The organism is Streptomyces sp. RG80 (genome assembly GCF_040446465.1).
Taxonomy (GTDB): Bacteria; Actinomycetota; Actinomycetes; order Streptomycetales; family Streptomycetaceae; genus Streptomyces.
Genome location: NZ_JBEAAJ010000007.1, coordinates 16671 through 33271 on the forward strand (window position 1 = coordinate 16671; position 16601 = coordinate 33271).

Below are 16601 nucleotides of genomic sequence, written 5' to 3' on the forward strand. Positions count from 1 at the left end.
CTTCCCGAAGTGCGTGCCCCGGCAACGCATCTCTGAGGAAGTCCCCCAAGACATCCTCAGATGCCAGGATGCGCCCCCCAAGACGCGGCCTGACATCGTCAACTTAGACCTTCGAACCCCTTCGATGGTTACGTTCACATCACTGTGATCTGCGTCTCTTGCATATGTCCGTTAGATACGCAAGAGGCCCGATACGTCGATCGAGGCCCAAGCGTAAGGATGATGCGCGAGCCTTGTGAAGAGCTTATGTGAGTGGCGCGCTGGACTCCAGAGGGGCCCCTCAACGGAATGCGCGCAGACGCAGGCTGTTCGTCACCACGAAGACCGAGGAGAACGCCATCGCGGCACCGGCGATCATCGGGTTCAGCAATCCCGCGGCGGCCAGCGGCAGCGCGGCCACGTTGTAGCCGAACGCCCACACCAGGTTCCCCTTGATCGTGCGCAGCGTCCGCCGCGACAGCCGGATCGCGTCGGCGGCCACCCGCAGGTCCCCGCGCACCAGCGTCAGATCGCCCGCCTCGATCGCCGCGTCGGTCCCGGTCCCCATGGCCAGCCCCAGGTCCGCGGTGGCGAGCGCGGCCGCGTCGTTGACCCCGTCCCCGACCATGGCCACGACCCGCCCCTCGGCTCGCAGCTGCCTCACCACGTCGACCTTGTCCTCGGGCAGCACCTCGGCGACGACCCGCTCGATCCCGACCTGCCGGGCCACCGCCTCCGCGACCGCATGGTTGTCCCCGGTCAGCAGCACCGGCGTCAGCCCCAGCGCCCGCAACTCCCGCACCGCCTCGGCGCTGGTCTCCTTCACCGCGTCCGCGACGGCCACGACACCCCGCGCCACCCCGTCCCAGCCGACCACCACGGCCGTACGTCCGCCGCTCTCGGCCTCTTCCTTGATCCGGGCCAACTCCTCAGGCAGAACGTCGTAAAGGCGCCCCACGGCCACGTCACAGCCCTCCACGCGCCCACGCACGCCCCGCCCGGGCACGTTCTCGAACCCCTCGACCTCCGGCAGCGGCCCGACCCGCTCCTCGGCACCGGCCGCGACCGCCCGCCCGACGGGGTGCTCGGAGGCGTGCTCCAGGGCACCCGCGAGCCGCAGCACCTGCTTCTCGTCGGAGCCCTCGGCGGCGTACACCTCCTGGAGGGTCATGCGTCCGGTGGTCACCGTGCCGGTCTTGTCGAGTACGACGGTGTCGACGCGGCGCGTGGACTCCAGCACCTCGGGACCCTTGATGAGGATGCCGAGCTGCGCGCCCCGCCCCGTGCCCACCATCAGCGCGGTCGGCGTGGCGAGCCCCAGGGCGCACGGGCAGGCGATGATCAGCACGGCGACGGCCGCGGTGAACGCGGCGACCGTGTCCCCGGTGACACCCAGCCAGGCCCCGAAGGTGGCGACGGCGACGAGGATCACCGCCGGTACGAACACCGCGGAGATCCGGTCGGCGAGCCGCTGCACCTCCGCCTTGCCGTTCTGCGCCTCCTCGACCAGCCTCGCCATCCGCGCGAGCTGGGTGTCGGCGCCCACGCGCGTGGCCTCGACGACGAGCCGCCCGCCGGCGTTCACGGTCGCGCCCGCGACAGGGGACCCCACCGTCACGTCCACCGGCACCGACTCCCCGGTCAGCATGGACGCGTCCACCGCGGAGGCGCCCTCGACGACCGTGCCGTCGGTGGCGACCTTCTCCCCGGGCCGTACGACGAACCAGTCCCCGACCGCCAGCCGCCCCACCGGGACGCGCACCTCGCGCCCGTCCCTCAGTACCGCCACGTCCTTCGCGCCCAACTCCATCAGCGCCCGCAGAGCCGCCCCCGCGCGGCGCTTGGAGCGGGCCTCCAGATAGCGGCCGAGCAGGATGAACGCGGTGACCCCTGCGGCCACTTCGAGGTAGATGGTCGAGGCGCCGTCGGCGCGCGAGACGGTGAACCTGAACTCGTCCTTCATGCCCGCCATGCCCGCGTCACCGAAGAACAGCGCCCACAGCGACCAGCCGAACGCGGCCAGCGTGCCCAGCGAGACCAGCGTGTCCATGGTGGCCGCGGCATGCCGCGCGTTGGTCCAGGCCGCCTTGTGGAAGGGCAGCCCGCCCCAGACGACGACAGGGGAGGCGAGGGTGAGCGCCAGCCACTGCCAGTTGTCGAACTGGAGGGCCGGGATCATCGACAGCAGCACGACCGGGACGGCGAGGAGGACGGTGACGACGAGACGCTGCCGTAGCGACGTCAACTCCGGGTCCGCGTCCGGCGCTTCCTCCTGAGCCTCCGCCTGAGGCGGCTCCGGCTCCTCCGCGGTGTACCCGGTCTTCACCACCGTGGCGATCAGATCCGCGACCCCGACCCCTTCGACGTAACTGACCTTCGCCTTCTCGGTGGCGTAGTTCACCGTCGCGGTGACCCCGTCCATCCGATTGAGCTTCTTCTCCACGCGCGCGGCGCAGGAAGCACAGGTCATCCCACCGATGAGGAGCTCGACTTCGGAGGTGGGGGCTATAGGGGTGTCGATGGTGCCGGCCATTTCCATACTCCGGGTGCGGGGAGCGCCCCGTCAGGGGCGCGGGGAACTGCGCGACAAGCCACGACGGCGCCGCACTCGCGAGACGACCATCGTGGCACTGTCAGACGCGCACTCTCAGACCGTACCGACCAGCTCGAACCCGGCCTCGTCCACGGCGGCGCGTACCGCCTCCTCCTCCAGCGCGGCCTCGGAGACGACGGTGACCTCACCGGTCGACGCGACGGCCTTCACCGAGGTGACGCCCGCGATCTCGGAGATCTCGCCGGACACGGAGCCCTCACAGTGTCCGCAGCTCATCCCGCTCACCTTGTAGACGGTGGTGACGGAGCCCTGGGTGTCGGTCTGGGCGCTCATGTCGTTCTCCTCATCGAGGTGTGTGACGCTTGTGTCCCACAGCCTATACCCCTAGGGGGTATTTCTCCAAGAGGAGCCGCACCGCAGTCCAGCTAACGGCAAATCCCGCCAGTTGGGGCTAGTTGAAACCAGTTGGGCGGATTTGCCCGAACCCTATGGTAAGTACGCCCTATGTCGCAGGCCGGGACGCTCATCCTCATCATGTCCATCGCGGTGCTGGCGCCCCTGCTGGCGTACGGGATCAGCCGGTGGCTTCCCGTACCGCTCGTCATCTTCGAGATCGTGCTGGGCATCCTGGTCGGCCCGGATGTGCTGGGCTGGGCGGGCGACGGACAGGTCGTCGACACCCTGTCCGACCTCGGACTGACGATGCTGATCTTCCTCGCCGGGTACGAGATCGAGTTCGACAAGGTCCGCGGGGACACCCTGAAGCGCGCGTTGTGGGCCTGGGTGATCTCGCTCGGGGTGGGGCTCGGGGTGGCCTCGGCGCTCTCCGGCTGGTCCAAGGGCGTCTACATCGGCACGGCCCTGACCAGCACCGCCCTCGGCACGATCCTGCCGGTCCTGCGCGACGCGGGGGATCTGCGTTCGCGGTTCGGCTCGGTGATGATGGCGTTCGGCGCGGTGGGGGAGTTCGGGCCGGTCATCGCCATGGCGCTGCTGCTGAGCGGGCGTTCGCCGGGGCGGTCGACGGTGGTGCTCGCCGTCTTCGCCCTGCTGACGGCCGGGGCGGTGTGGTGGGCGATGCGGCCGCGCCCACCGTGGTTCTCCCGGGTGATCGCGAGAACCCTGCACAGCAGCGGCCAGTTCGCCGTACGGCTGGTCGTCCTGCTGCTCATGGTGATGCTCGGCATCTCCCAGGCCCTCGGCCTCGACACCCTGCTCGGCGCCTTCGCCGCCGGGGTGATCACGCGCCTGGTGCTGCACGGGGCGGCGCCGGAGAGTGCCGGGCCCGTCCTGGAGAAGGTGGAGGCGATGGGGTTCGGCTTCCTGGTGCCGGTGTTCTTCGTGGTCACCGGCATCGAGTTCGACCTGGACGCGCTGCTGTCCGGCGGCCGCGCGCTGCTGCTCCTGCCGGTCTTCCTGCTGCTGTTCGTACTGGTCCGAGGTCTCCCGGTGTACGCCCTCGCCCCGCACGACCTGCTGCCACCGGACCGGCGCGCCCTCACCCTCTTCGCCTCCACGGCGCTGCCCCTCGTCGTCGCCATCACCACGATCGGCGTCGAGGACAAGGTCCTGAAGACGGAGGAGGCGGCGGCGCTGGTCGGCGCCGGAATGCTGTCGGTGCTCCTGTTCCCGCTGGCGGGACTGCGGTTGCGCGGGGAGCGGGCGGCGGCGGAGCGGGTGGGGGCGGAGGCGGTGGCGAAGGGGGACGAGGCCTGGTGAGGTCTGAGGGTTCGCCGGTCAGTCGGCGGCCGGGGTCGCGGTGACGCTCCCGGTCCGGCCGAGTCGGTCGCCGACGAGCGGGTCGAGATAGCGGATCAGGGCGTACTTCAGCTCCTGGACGAACGCGTCGCGCTCGGCGCCCTCGTGGGCGAGGACCAGGTCGAGGCCCGCCATGTAGATGCCGAGCACCATCTGGCCGGTGCGCAGGATGTCGGCGCGGGGCGCTTCGGGCAGGAACGACGTGAGCAGGCTCTCGATCCGGCCGAGGAGCGTCTCGTGCAGGGCGTCGTGCTTCTCGGTGAGCCGGCCCGGGACGTCGGGGCCGTGCATCAGCGCGAAGAACACCGGGTGCCGGCAGTTGAAGTCGATGAACCGGTCCACAGCGGCTCCGACGGCCTCCTCCAGCGGGGTCGCCGGGTCGATCGGGGCGAGCGCCTCGCCGTACGCGTCCCGCATCTCGTGCATCAGGCGGTCGCCCAGCTCGATCGCGATCGCTTCCTTGTTCGGGAAGAACTGGTAGAGCGTGCCCGGTGAGACGCCCGCCTCGCGGGCGATCGCGTTGGTGCTGGCGGCGGTGTAGCCGGTCGTGCAGAAGACGGCGGCGGCGGCTTCCAGCAACTGGGCGACACGGCGTTCACCACGGGCCTGACGACGACGCGGCTGCGCTTCCTTCTCCCGGGCTTCCCGCTGCTGCGATTCCTTCTCCTGCGAGTCCTGCTGGTCCCGCTGCTCCTGATGGCCGGACACGCGTTATCCCCAACTCTCCGAACGGGATTGACAAACGCGAGAGATCGCTCGCATTCTGGTTCTGGAGAAATGCGAGCGCTGTCTCGTGTTTTTCACTCTACGGCTTCCATGGTGAAGGGGACACCGCACGATGACCGAAGTCAACGAGCGGCCGCGCGTCGGGGGATGGACGAGGTTCGTGACCGCGCGGCCCCGGTTGTCGCTGCTGGCGGCCCTGGTCCTCACGGCCCTCGCCGTGCTGGCCGGCAGTGGAGTCGCCGACCGTATGGGCGCCGGCGGCTGGGAGGACCCGGACGCCGAGTCCACGTACGCCACCAGGGCGCTGGAGCGCGAGTTCCCGGACTCCCAGCCCAACCTCCTGCTCCTGGTCGACGCGGGCCGCGCCTCGGTGGACGACCCCGCGGTCGCGGCCGAGGCCGAGCGACTGACGGAGCGTCTGGCGGGCGAGAAGGACGTCACGGGCGTCGGCTCCTACTGGGCCACCGGCGCCCCCGCCCTGCGCGCGAAGGACGGCCACGAGGCGCTGATCGCGGCCCGCATCACGGGCGACGAGAAGGCGATGGGGGAGACCCTGGACCGGCTCGCGCCCTCCTTCCGGGGCGCGCACGGACCGGTGGACGTGACCATCGGCGGCCCGGTCGCCGTGCGGCACGAGATGCAGACGATCATCCAGGAGGACCTCACCCGGGCCGAGCTGATCGCCCTGCCGGTGACGCTCGTCCTGCTCGTGATGGTCTTCGGCAGCGCGGTCGCCGCCCTGCTGCCCCTCGGCATCGGCATCGTGGCGATCCTGGGCACCAACGCGGTGCTGCGCGGGCTGACCGAGTTCACCGACGTCTCGGTCTTCGCGATGAACCTCACCACGGCCCTGGGCCTGGGCCTCGCCATCGACTACGCCCTGTTCATCGTCCGCCGCTTCCGAGAGGAACTGGCCGGCGGCGCCGACCCGACGACCGCCGTCGGCACCACCCTGCGCACGGCGGGCCGTACGGTCTTCTTCTCCGCCCTCACGGTCGCGGTGTCCCTGGCCGCGATGCTGCTCTTCCCGCAGTACTTCCTGCGGTCCTTCGCGTACGCCGGCATGGCGGTCGTCCTCCTGGCCGCGGCCTCCGCCCTGATCCTGCTCCCGGCGGCGCTGGTCCTGCTGGGCGAGCGGGTCAACTCCTGGGACATGCGGCGGCTGTTCCTCCGCGGGAGGCGGAGGCCGTCCGGCGAGAGTGAGGCGCCCGGCACGGATGAAGCGGCGGAAGCGCGAGTGGCGGCAGAGACGGAGAAGGCGCCGGACACGGAGAAGGTGCCCGGCACCGGCTGGTCCCGCACCGCGACCCTGGTCATGCGCAGGGCCCCCTTCTTCGCCCTCGGCACCACCGCCGTCCTCGTCCTCCTCGGACTCCCCTTCCTGGGCGTCAAGTTCGGCACCGCCGACGACCGCCAGCTGCCCTCGACCGCCGAGTCGCATGTCGTGCAGCAGCACATCAGGGACACCTTCCCGGGCAGCCCCGGCGGCGGCCTGGAGGTTCTGGCGGAGGGGCGCGCGACCCAGGCCCAGTACGCCGACTACAAGGAACGGATCACCGAACTCCCGGGCGTACTGCGGGTCGACGGCCCCCTGGTGAAGGGCGAGGCGGCGTACTTCACCGTGCAGCCGAAGGGCGAGGCGGTGGACGAGGAGGCCCAGCGTCTGGTCGGCGAACTTCGCGAACTGCGGGCCCCCTTCGACACCGAGGTGACCGGCACGGCGGCCGTCCTGGTCGACTCCAAGGACGCGATAGCCGAGCAACTGCCGTGGGCGGCCGCCTTCATAGCGATCGTCACGCTGATCCTGGTCTTCCTCCTGACCGGCAGCGTGCTGATACCGATCCAGGCCGTGGTGCTCAACGCGCTCAGCCTGACGGCCATGTTCGGCGCGGTGGTCTGGGTCTTCCAGGACGGCCACCTGTCCGGCCTGCTCGGCTTCACCAGCCCCGGCTCGATCGAGACGACCCTGCCGGTCCTGATGTTCTGCGTCGCCTTCGGCCTCTCCATGGACTACGGCGTCTTCCTGCTCTCCCGCATCAAGGAGGAGTACGACACCACCGGCGACCACGAGGAGGCGGTCCGCCACGGCCTCCAGCGCACCGGCGGCCTGATCACGGCGGCGGCGGTGATCCTGGCGGTGGTGATGGTCGCGATCGGCACGTCCAGGGTGACGAACACCAAGATGCTGGGCCTCGGCATCGCGCTGGCGGTCCTGATGGACGCGATGATCGTACGGAGCCTGCTGGTACCGGCGGTGATGAAGCTGACCGGGAGGGCGACATGGTGGGCACCTGCCGGGCTGCGCCGCTTCCACGACCGCTTCGGTCTGAGCGAGGGAGGCGAGAACCCAGCCGGGCGCGAGACCAGCCACGATGTACCCGCAGACCGAAACGGCGAGGGGATGGCAGATGCGAGCGGTGATCTTCGACAGGTTCAGCGAACCCGCTGAGGTACGAGACGTCCCCGACCCGGTGCCGCCCGCCCACGGCGTCGTCGTACGCGTCGAGGCCACCGGCCTCTGCCGAAGCGACTGGCACGGCTGGCAGGGCCACGACCCGGACATCACCCTGCCCCACGTACCCGGCCACGAACTCGCCGGTGTCGTAGAAGCAGTCGGCACCGCGGTCACCGCCTGGCGCCCCGGCGAAAGAGTGACGGTCCCCTTCGTGTGCGCCTGCGGCACCTGCGCGACCTGCGCCGCCGGCGACCACCAGATCTGCGAGCGCCAGACCCAGCCCGGCTTCACGCACTGGGGCTCGTTCGCCCAGTACGTGGCGCTGGACCACGCCGACGTGAACCTCGTGGCGATCCCCGACGACCTCTCCTACGCCACCGCGGCGGCGCTGGGCTGCCGTTTCGCCACGGCGTTCCGTGCGGTGGTGCAGCAGGGGAGGGTCGCCGCGGGGGAGTGGGTCGCGGTGCACGGCTGCGGTGGGGTGGGCCTGTCCGCGGTGATGATCGCGGCGGCGTCGGGGGCGAGGGTGGTCGCGGTGGACGTGTCGCCGGGGGCGCTCGACCTGGCTCGGAAGTTCGGCGCGGCGGAGTGCGTGGACGCGTCGCAGGCGGGGGACACGGCGGCGGCGGTCCGTGAGCTGACCGGCGGCGGCGCCCATCTGTCGCTGGACGCCCTCGGGTCGCCCGTCACCTGCGCGGCCTCGGTCGACTCGCTGCGCCGCCGAGGCCGGCACGTCCAGGTCGGCCTGCTCCCCTCACCCACCGGCACGACCCCCGTCCCGATGGCCCGCGCGATCGCCCTGGAGCTCGAACTCCTCGGCAGCCACGGCATGGCCGCGCACACCTACCCGCCGATGCTGGAGCTGGTCCGGGCCGGTGTGCTGCGGCCCGATCTGCTGGTGACGTCCTCGATCGACCTGGCCGCGACGCCCGCCGCGCTGGCCGCGATGGGGACGGCACCCGGGGCGGGGGTGACCGTCATCGAGCCATGGCGGTGAGGGCGGCCCAGTCGCGGTCGAGGAGGCCCATGACGACCTCGTCGACCCATGCGCCGTCCCTGAACTCGGTCTCGCGCCGGAGCCCTTCCCGTACGAACCCGACCTTCTCGTACACCCGCAGGGCCCTGTGGTTGAAGGCGTAGGCCTCCAACTGGATCCGGTGCAGCGCGAGTTGCTCGAAGGCGTAACCGACGAGGAGCCGGACCGCCTCGGTGCCGACGCCCCGGCCGCGTCCCCGAGGGCCGATCAGGGTGCGGAACGTACAGCTACGGGCGTCGGCGTCCCACTCGTAGAGCACGACCTCGCCGACGAGTTCACCGGTGGCGCGGTCGGTGACGGCGAGGTCGAGGCGGTCGGGCTGGGAGCTGCGGGAGCCGTACCAGTCCCGCACCCGCTCCGGGGTGAGTTCAGCGGGCGGATCACCGGTGAAGCGGACGACCTCCGCGTCACCGATGATCTCCCACATGACCTCGGCGTCGGCCTCGGTGAAGGGGCGCAGCACGGTCTTCTCACCGGTGAGGACGGGTTTGACGGAGAAGTCGCTCATGGAGCGACTGTGTCAGAGGCGGCCTCCGTCCGGCCCGGGATTTTCGACGCCCCGCCCGGTGGCTCTCAGTCCTCTCTGCGCCCCCGGTTGCCGGGTCGTGAGGCGACCCATGCCCGCACGGTGTCCGCGTACCAGAACGGCTTGCCGCCCTCGACATGGTCGGGCGGCGGCAACAGCCCGTGCTTGCGGTACGAGCGCACGGTGTCCGGCTGCACCCGGATGTGCGCCGCGATCTCCTTGTACGACCAGAGCCGTCGGTCGGTCATGAGTTGCACCTCCCCGCGCGCACCGCGGCGGCGGCCGGGAACGGCCGTCGGGGGTACCGGGCGCTGCGCTGGCGATCACAAAGCCTGTGCCCCGTGAACGACGCAGAGTGACCGCAGGTCAGGGCCTGTGCACCGCGTGTGACGCAAGACCCGCGTACACGCGACATGTGTGACACGAAGGGGGCGTTTGTGACGCGAGTGCAGCAAAGGCGCACGCGGGCTCAAGGGCGGGGCGCGTTGACAAGGCACCCTCTTGCTGCCACCCACCGACGAGCCCCTCCAACTCCCGCGCGGACTCCGGCGCGACCCGGTGGACGCCGCCCGAGCAGCTCCGGCAAGGCGGCCCGGTCGAAGCCGAGCGGAGTCCCGGGCGACCCGACGAGCACGTCGCCGACAGCCCGCCCGACCTCCATGGCTCCGAGCCCCACATCCGCTTGCGGCCCTCGGAGATGAGTGCCCTGCAAAGGTCGTTGATCCACAAGATGGCGTACAGGTCAGGAGTGTTGGCCATGGCCGCAAGCCGGCCGCGACCACTGACGACCCACCCCCCGGCCGACCGCCGGAGGCGGACGCAGGGCGGGCCGGACCCGCTGCGCCAGGGCCGGCCCGCCGGCTCCCCCGCCTCCCCGTGGTCGGAGCGGCTCGTTGCCGGAGCCCACAGCCTGCATTCAGCCAACGCCGCCGGTCTTGGAAAAATCCGCACCGCCACCGGGTGTGAGCACCAGACTCGTCGCCTCGCCCGTCATCCGGTCACCGCCGGGCACCCCGCCCGGTCCTCGCCGAGCCAGCGTGAACTCCCTCGGCGTGCACCCGGTCATCGTCCGGAACTCGCCGCTGAGATGGGCCTGGTCGTAGTACCCGCACACCGCCGCGGTCTCGGCCTGCCCCCGCCCTGCCGCCAGCAGCCGCCGAGCCCGTTGCAACCGCAGCACTCGCGCCGCAGCCTTGGGCCCGAGCCCGATCTGCTCCCGGAACCGGCTCTCCAGCTGCCGCACACTCCACCCGACCTCGTCGGCGAGCCGCGGCACCGGCATCGCACCCCCGCTCCGCACCAACTCCGCCCAGGCCCGCACCACCCGCACCGAACAGGGCGTACCGGCCTCGGACCACCGCGCGAACACCTCGTCCAGCAGCCCGAACCGCGCCTCCCACGTCGGCAACGCGGCAAGCGCGGAGGCGAGTTCACCGACCCGGTGGGGCAGGGCATGCGGCAACTCGTCGGGATCGACGGTCCGATTGGCCAGCTCGTACTGAGGCGTCCCGAAGAGACTGAAGGCCGCCCAGGGCGCGAGCAACACCTCGATCCCCGACATACGCCCACTGTGCTCGCCGAGCGCGGGGGTGGTCGTAGGCCCGCAGAACACCGACACGAGGGTGTCGGGAGCCCGACCGGAGCGGGTGATCCGTACGGGCTCCTCGAACCCCAACAGCAGGGTGACCGCCCCGATGGGCGCCTCCAGCCGCCGACGGGGCCGCTCCAGCGCCATCCGGACCCCGCGATAACTCATCACCCCAGGCCGAAGCCGAGGATGAGGCAGAGCAAGGGCAACTTCCCAGGACCCCCAGGCTCCTTGCCCGCCCCGGACATGCACGGCACGACTCATCGCCCCATGCTGCAACACCCCTAGGGGCGCGGGACAGTGTCAATATGCGGCTCCGCCGCGTGGGCGCGACAAGCCACGAATCACTCGCACCCGCCCACGCACAGCACCCGGCACCCCACTAGGCGCCCACTACGCCCCGCAAGACCTCAAGAACGCCCGAGTCCGCTGAGCGATGGGCAACGGCTTGTCAGGCTCGCAGGGATACATGTCCTGCTCCACGATCGCGAACAGATCCACATCCAGCTTCTGCGCAGCCTCCAGCACAGGCCCGAGCGCCGGCACACCCGAAGGCGGCTCGCACATCACACCCTGCGCCACGGCCGGCCCGAACGGCGTCCCCTTGGCCCGCACATCGGCGAGGATCTCGGGGTCCACCTGCTTGAGGTGCAGATACCCGATCCGCGACCCGTACGTCTCGATCAGCTTGACGCTGTCCCCACCGGCGTACGCGTAGTGCCCGGTGTCCAGGCACAGCGACACGAGCGAGGAGTCGGTCCCGTCCAGGAACCGGACGACATTCGACTCACTGTCGATGTGGGTGTCGGCGTGCGGATGCACGACGATCTGGAGCCCGTACTCCTCCCGCACCCGCTGCCCGAGCCGCTCGGTCAGCGAGGTGAGGTTGCGCCACTGCTCGGGCGTCAGGGTGTCGGACTCCAGCACCTCGCCGGTCTTGTCGTCCCGCCAGAAGGACGGGATCACCACGAGATGCCTGGCGCCCATCGCCTGCGCCAGCACCGCGTTGTCCGCGACATGCGCCCAGGTCTTCTCCCACACGGCCTCGCCGTGGTGCAGGCCCGTGAAGACCGTGCCGGCGGACACCTTCAGGCCCCGCCGGTTCACCTCCTCGGTGAGCACCGCGGGATCGGTCGGCAGATACCCGTACGGACCCAGCTCGATCCATTCGTAACCGGAGTCGGCGACCTCGTCGAGGAAGCGCTGCCAGGGGACCTGCTGAGGGTCGTCGGGGAACCACACACCCCAGGAGTCGGGAGCCGACCCGATCCGGATGCGCGACAGTGAGGGCTGAGGTGACAACGACGTCATGCCGGTCAGCTTCCGTGTGAGTAGTAAGCGCTGTCAAGGTCTGGTCCGAATGTCTGGACAAAACATTGACAGGGCTCGGCCTCCGGGGCTAGAAATCCGGGGGAGAGTCGATACGAAGGGAACTCGATGGCGTACGACCTGATCACCATGGGGCGGATCGGAGTAGACATCTATCCGCTGCAGACGGGCGTCCCGCTGCCGCAGGTGGAGACCTTCGGCAAGTTCCTCGGCGGCTCGGCCACGAATGTCGCGGTCGCCGCCGCCCGGCTGGGACGCCGTACCGCGGTGATCACCCGCACCGGCGACGACCCCTTCGGCACCTACCTCCACCAGGCGCTGAAGGACTTCGGCGTCGACGACCGCTGGGTCACCCCGGTCGCCGGCCTGCCCACCCCGGTCGTCTTCTGCGAGATCTTCCCGCCGGACGACTTCCCGCTGTACTTCTACCGGGAGCCCAAGGCCCCCGACCTGGAGATCGACGCCCACGAGCTCGACCTCGACGCCATCCGAGACGCCCGCATCTTCTGGGTCACCGGCACCGGCCTGAGCGAGGAGCCCAGCCGTACGGCGACCCTCGCGGCCCTCGCCCACCGGGCCAAGTCCGGTACGACGGTCTTCGACCTCGACTGGCGCCCCATGTTCTGGAAGGACCCCGCGACGGCCCGCCCCTTCTACGAGGAGGCCCTGCGCCACACCACCGTGGCGGTCGGCAACCTCGACGAGGTGGAGGTCGCCACCGGCGTACGCGAGCCCCGCGCGGCGGCCCAGGCGCTGCTGGACGCGGGTGTCGAGGTCGCGATCGTCAAGCAGGGCCCCAAGGGTGTCCTCGCCGTCGACAGCAAGGGCAACGAGGCCGAGGTCCCGCCGCTCCCCGTCACCGTCCTCAACGGCCTCGGCGCCGGCGACGCCTTCGGCGGCTCGCTCTGCCACGGCCTCCTCGAAGGCTGGGACCTGGAGAAGATCATGCGGCACGCCAACGCGGCCGGCGCCATCGTCGCCTCCCGACTGGAGTGCAGCTCGGCGATGCCGACGACCGATGAGATCGAGGCCGCGATCGCGGCGGGGGCCGTCAAGTGACGAACGTCGACATCGCGGAACTCGTCCGCCTCCGTACCCGCCACCCCGAGGCGATCGCCGAGGCCGCCGCCCGGCGTGTCCGTCGGCCCCTGCTGAACGACAGCGGCCGGCTCATGATCGTCGCCGCCGACCACCCTGCCCGCGGCGCCCTCGGCGTCGGCGACCGCAAGTTCGCCATGGCCAACCGCGCCGAGCTGCTGGAACGCCTCGTCCTGGCCCTCAGCCGCCCCGGCGTCGACGGCGTCCTCGCCACCGCCGACATCCTCGACGACCTGCTCCTGCTCGGCGCCCTCGACGGCAAGGTCGTCATGGGCTCCATGAACCGCGGAGGCCTCCAGGGCGCCAGCTTCGAGCTCGACGACCGCTTCACCGGCCACCGCGCCGAGGACATACAGCGCCTCGGCTTCGACGCCGGCAAGCTGCTCCTGCGGATCGACTACGACGACCCGGGCTCCCTGACCACCATGGAGTCCACCGCCCGCGCGATCGACGACATGGCCGCGCGCCGACTCCCCGTCTTCGTCGAGCCGTTCATCAGCGGCCGCACCGACGAGGGCAAGGTGCGCAACGACCTCTCCGCCGAGGCCGTCACCAGGTCCATCGCCATCGCCTCGGGTCTGGGCGGCAGTTCGGCCTACACCTGGCTGAAGGTCCCCGTCACCGAGAACCCCGACGACATGGCCGAGGTCATGGCCACCTCCACGCTGCCCGCCGTACTGCTCGGCGGCGAGGTCGGCGACGACCAGGACGGCGCGTACGAGAAGTGGCGCGGCGCGCTCCAACTCCCCACCGTCCAGGGCCTCGTGGTCGGCCGTTCGCTGCTCTACCCGGCGGACGGTGACGTGGCCGCCGCCGTGGACACCGCCGTAGGACTGCTGTGAGGGCCGCCGCATGACGAACGACACCGGTCTGTACGTTCCCAAGGGCGCCTCCAGCAACGCCCAGTACACAGTGGACATCGACCCCAAGCGGGCCGGCTGGACCTATTGCAGTCTCCGCATCGTCACGCTGGAGCCGGGTGGCACGCACACCTTCACCACCGGCGACAGCGAGTGGATCGTCCTTCCGCTGGAAGGCGGATGTACCGTCCGAACAGAAGAAAACGAGTTCCAACTCCTGGGCAGGGAAAGCGTGTTCGCGTCGGTCTCCGACTTCGCGTACGTTCCCCGGGACGCCCAGGCATCGATCGCCTCCGGCGCGGGAGGCCGCTTCGCCCTGGCAGGAGCGAAGTGCGAGCGACGACTCCCCGCCCGCTACGGCCCCGCGCCGGAGGTCCCCACCGAGGAGCGTGGCAGCGGCAACCGGCTGCGCCACGTCCGCAACTTCGCCTCCGCCGACGCCTTCGACTGCGACAAGCTCATCGCCGTCGAGGTCATCACCCCCGGCGGCAACTGGTCCTCGTACCCGCCCCACAAGCACGACGAGCACCGGCCCGGCGAAGAGGCGGAGCTGGAGGAGATCTACTACTTCGAGATCGACGGCCCGAACGGTTTCGGCTATCAGCGCGTATCCCCTTCCCGTGAGGGCGGTTCGGACGTCCTCACGGAGGTCCGCTCCGGCGACGCCGTCCTCGTCCCCGACGGATGGCACGGCCCCTCCATCGCCCAGCCCGACCACGACATGTACTACCTGAACGTCATGGCGGGCCCGGGTGAGACACGGGAGTGGCGGATCTGCTTCCACCCGGACCACACGGAGGGTTACCGATGACCACCCGCCTGACCGTCGCGCAAGCGCTGGTCCGCTTCCTCGCCGCCCAGTACACGGAGCGCGACGGCGTACGACAGCGGCTGATCGGCGCCACCTGGGGCATCTTCGGCCACGGCAACGTCGCAGGACTCGGCCAGGCCCTCGTCGAGTACGGCGACGACATGCCGTTCCACCAGGGCCGCAACGAGCAGTCGATGGTGCACGCGGCCGTCGGGTACGCCCGACAGTCGGGCCGCCTGTCCACGCACGCCGTGACGACGTCGATCGGCCCCGGCGCGACCAACCTGGTCACCGGCGCCGCACTCGCCACGATCAACCACCTCCCGGTCCTGCTCCTCCCCGGCGACACCTTCGCCACCCGCGTCGCCGACCCCGTCCTCCAGCAGCTCGAAGTCCCCTACGCCGGAGACATCAGCGTCAACGACTGTCTGCGCCCGGTGTCGAGGTACTTCGATCGGGTGACGCGCCCCGAGGCCCTGATTCCGGCGGCCCTCCAGGCGATGCGGGTCCTGACCGACCCCGTGGAGACGGGCGCGGTCACCCTCGCCCTCCCGCAGGACGTCCAGGCCGAGGCCTACGACTGGCCCGAGGAGTTCTTCGCCGAGCGCACCTGGGCCGTACGTCGGCCGGGCGCCGACCCCACCGAACTCGCCGAAGCCGTACGGGCGATCAGGTCGGCCGGGCGCCCGCTCGTCATCGCCGGCGGCGGTGTCCACCACAGCCGCGCCGAGGAGGCCCTCGCCGAGTTCGCGGAGGCCACCGGCATCCCCGTCGCGTCCACCCAGGCCGGCAAGGGCTCCCTGCGCTGGGACCACCCGCAGGACGTCGGCGGCGTCGGCCACACCGGTACCGCCACCGCCAACGAACTGGCCCGCCAGGCCGACCTGGTGATCGGTGTCGGCACCCGCTACACCGACTTCACCACCGCCTCGCACACCCTGTTCACGGGCGACGGCGTCCGCTTCCTCAACCTCAACATCGCGCCCTTCGACGGCCACAAGCTCGCCGGCAGCCCGCTGATAGCGGACGCCCGCAGCGGCCTCCAGGAGCTGACCGAGGCCCTCCGGCTGCACGGGCACCGGGTCCCCGACCCGTATCTCGCCGAGTACCGCGAGGACAAGGACCGCTGGGAGCACCGCGTCGACGCCTGCTACGAGGCCGACGAGCCCGACGTACGCCCCACGCAGCCGCAGGTCCTGGGCGCGCTGGACGCGCTCGTCGACGAGTCGGACGTGATCATCAACGCGGCCGGCTCGCTCCCCGGCGACCTCCACAAGCTGTGGCGGGCCCGCTCCCGGGACCAGTACCACCTGGAGTACGGCTACTCCTGCATGGGCTACGAGATCCCGGCCGCGATCGGCGTCAAGATGGCCGACCCCGAGCGCAACGTCTGGGCGCTGGTCGGCGACGGCACGTATCTGATGATGCCGACCGAGATAGTGACCGCCGTGCAGGAGGGCGTCGCGATCAAGATGCTGCTCATCCAGAACCACGGGTACGCGTCGATCGGCGGACTGTCCGAGTCGGTGGGCGGTGAGCGGTTCGGTACCGCGTACCGCTACCAGTCGGACGACGGTACCTACACCGGGGCCCCGCTCCCGGTGGATCTGGCCGCCAACGCGGCCAGTCTGGGGATGCGCGTGCTGCGCGCGAAGACCGTGGGTGACCTGCGCGAGGCCCTCGCTCAGGCACGCGCGGCGGACACTCCCACATGTGTCTACGTCGAGACCGAAACGGCAGACACAGTGTCGGGCGCGCCTCCGGCGCAAGCCTGGTGGGATGTACCTGTGGCCGAGACCGCGACCCGACCGTCCGCGGTGAAGGCCCGAGAGCTGTACGACCGGCACGTCTCAACCCGACGCCGCCATCTGTGAAGGAGTA

The 16601-nt window shown here is 70.7% G+C and carries 14 protein-coding genes; 7 read left to right on the plus strand and 7 right to left on the minus strand.

All coding sequences use genetic code 11. The features are described from left to right. Nucleotides 1–280: 280 nt before the first annotated feature. Together ABKA17_RS23900 and ABKA17_RS23905 are read right to left on the minus strand one after the other, a co-directional pair. The gene (locus ABKA17_RS23900) at nucleotides 281–2512 is read right to left on the minus strand and encodes a heavy metal translocating P-type ATPase (RefSeq protein ID WP_353694253.1); all 2232 of its coding nucleotides are present in this window, start codon (nucleotides 2510–2512) and stop codon (nucleotides 281–283) included. Nucleotides 2513–2626: 114 nt separating this feature from the next. Continuing rightward, on the minus strand, nucleotides 2627–2866 hold the full coding sequence (locus tag ABKA17_RS23905; RefSeq protein WP_353694254.1) for a heavy-metal-associated domain-containing protein: 240 nt from the start codon (nucleotides 2864–2866) through the stop codon (nucleotides 2627–2629). Between the two features lie 171 nt (nucleotides 2867–3037). Between ABKA17_RS23905 and ABKA17_RS23910 the strand changes: the two genes are divergently transcribed. Then, nucleotides 3038–4252, plus strand: a complete 1215-nt coding sequence (locus ABKA17_RS23910; protein ID WP_353694255.1) for a cation:proton antiporter — start codon at nucleotides 3038–3040, stop codon at nucleotides 4250–4252. Between the two features lie 18 nt (nucleotides 4253–4270). On the opposite strand, the gene ABKA17_RS23915 is transcribed toward ABKA17_RS23910, so the two are convergent. Then, entirely contained in the window at nucleotides 4271–4999 is a 729-nt protein-coding gene (locus ABKA17_RS23915) for a TetR/AcrR family transcriptional regulator (protein WP_353694256.1), read from the minus strand. A 130-nt stretch (nucleotides 5000–5129) separates the two neighbouring features. Here ABKA17_RS23915 and ABKA17_RS23920 point away from each other — a divergent pair, with 130 nt between their 5' ends. Both ABKA17_RS23920 and ABKA17_RS23925 read left to right on the plus strand, forming a co-directional pair. After that, the gene (locus tag ABKA17_RS23920; protein ID WP_353694257.1) at nucleotides 5130–7466 is read left to right on the plus strand and encodes an MMPL family transporter; all 2337 of its coding nucleotides are present in this window, start codon (nucleotides 5130–5132) and stop codon (nucleotides 7464–7466) included. Then, on the plus strand, nucleotides 7426–8469 hold the full coding sequence (locus ABKA17_RS23925) for a zinc-dependent alcohol dehydrogenase family protein (protein ID WP_353694258.1): 1044 nt from the start codon (nucleotides 7426–7428) through the stop codon (nucleotides 8467–8469). Before ABKA17_RS23920 ends, ABKA17_RS23925 begins: the two co-directional genes overlap by 41 nt. On the opposite strand, the gene ABKA17_RS23930 is transcribed toward ABKA17_RS23925, so the two are convergent. The 4 genes from ABKA17_RS23930 to ABKA17_RS23945 form a co-directional block, all read right to left on the minus strand. Further along, the gene (locus ABKA17_RS23930; protein WP_353694259.1) at nucleotides 8450–9016 is read right to left on the minus strand and encodes a GNAT family N-acetyltransferase; all 567 of its coding nucleotides are present in this window, start codon (nucleotides 9014–9016) and stop codon (nucleotides 8450–8452) included. The genes ABKA17_RS23925 and ABKA17_RS23930 overlap by 20 nt on opposite strands. Before the next feature lie 65 nt (nucleotides 9017–9081). After that, nucleotides 9082–9282, minus strand: a complete 201-nt coding sequence (locus ABKA17_RS23935) for a helix-turn-helix transcriptional regulator (protein WP_020116516.1) — start codon at nucleotides 9280–9282, stop codon at nucleotides 9082–9084. Between the two features lie 668 nt (nucleotides 9283–9950). Further along, on the minus strand, nucleotides 9951–10790 hold the full coding sequence (locus ABKA17_RS23940; RefSeq protein ID WP_502994361.1) for a helix-turn-helix domain-containing protein: 840 nt from the start codon (nucleotides 10788–10790) through the stop codon (nucleotides 9951–9953). 225 nt (nucleotides 10791–11015) lie between these two features. Continuing rightward, complete coding sequence (locus ABKA17_RS23945) at nucleotides 11016–11933, minus strand: sugar phosphate isomerase/epimerase family protein (protein ID WP_353694261.1); 918 nt, start codon at nucleotides 11931–11933, stop codon at nucleotides 11016–11018. A gap of 126 nt (nucleotides 11934–12059) precedes the next feature. On the opposite strand from ABKA17_RS23945, the gene iolC reads away from it, so the two are divergent. From iolC to iolD, 4 genes are read left to right on the plus strand one after another with little or no spacing between them, the layout of a single operon-like run. Further along, nucleotides 12060–13010, plus strand: a complete 951-nt coding sequence (gene iolC / locus ABKA17_RS23950; RefSeq protein ID WP_353694262.1) for a 5-dehydro-2-deoxygluconokinase — start codon at nucleotides 12060–12062, stop codon at nucleotides 13008–13010. Then, nucleotides 13007–13891, plus strand: coding sequence for a Cgl0159 family (beta/alpha)8-fold protein (locus ABKA17_RS23955; protein WP_353694263.1), 885 nt, complete (start codon nucleotides 13007–13009; stop codon nucleotides 13889–13891). Before iolC ends, ABKA17_RS23955 begins: the two co-directional genes overlap by 4 nt. Nucleotides 13892–13901: 10 nt before the next feature. After that, complete coding sequence (iolB, locus tag ABKA17_RS23960) at nucleotides 13902–14720, plus strand: 5-deoxy-glucuronate isomerase (protein ID WP_353694264.1); 819 nt, start codon at nucleotides 13902–13904, stop codon at nucleotides 14718–14720. After that, complete coding sequence (gene iolD, locus ABKA17_RS23965; protein ID WP_353694265.1) at nucleotides 14717–16594, plus strand: 3D-(3,5/4)-trihydroxycyclohexane-1,2-dione acylhydrolase (decyclizing); 1878 nt, start codon at nucleotides 14717–14719, stop codon at nucleotides 16592–16594. The genes iolB and iolD overlap by 4 nt, the downstream gene beginning before the upstream one ends. Nucleotides 16595–16601: the final 7 nt, after the last annotated feature.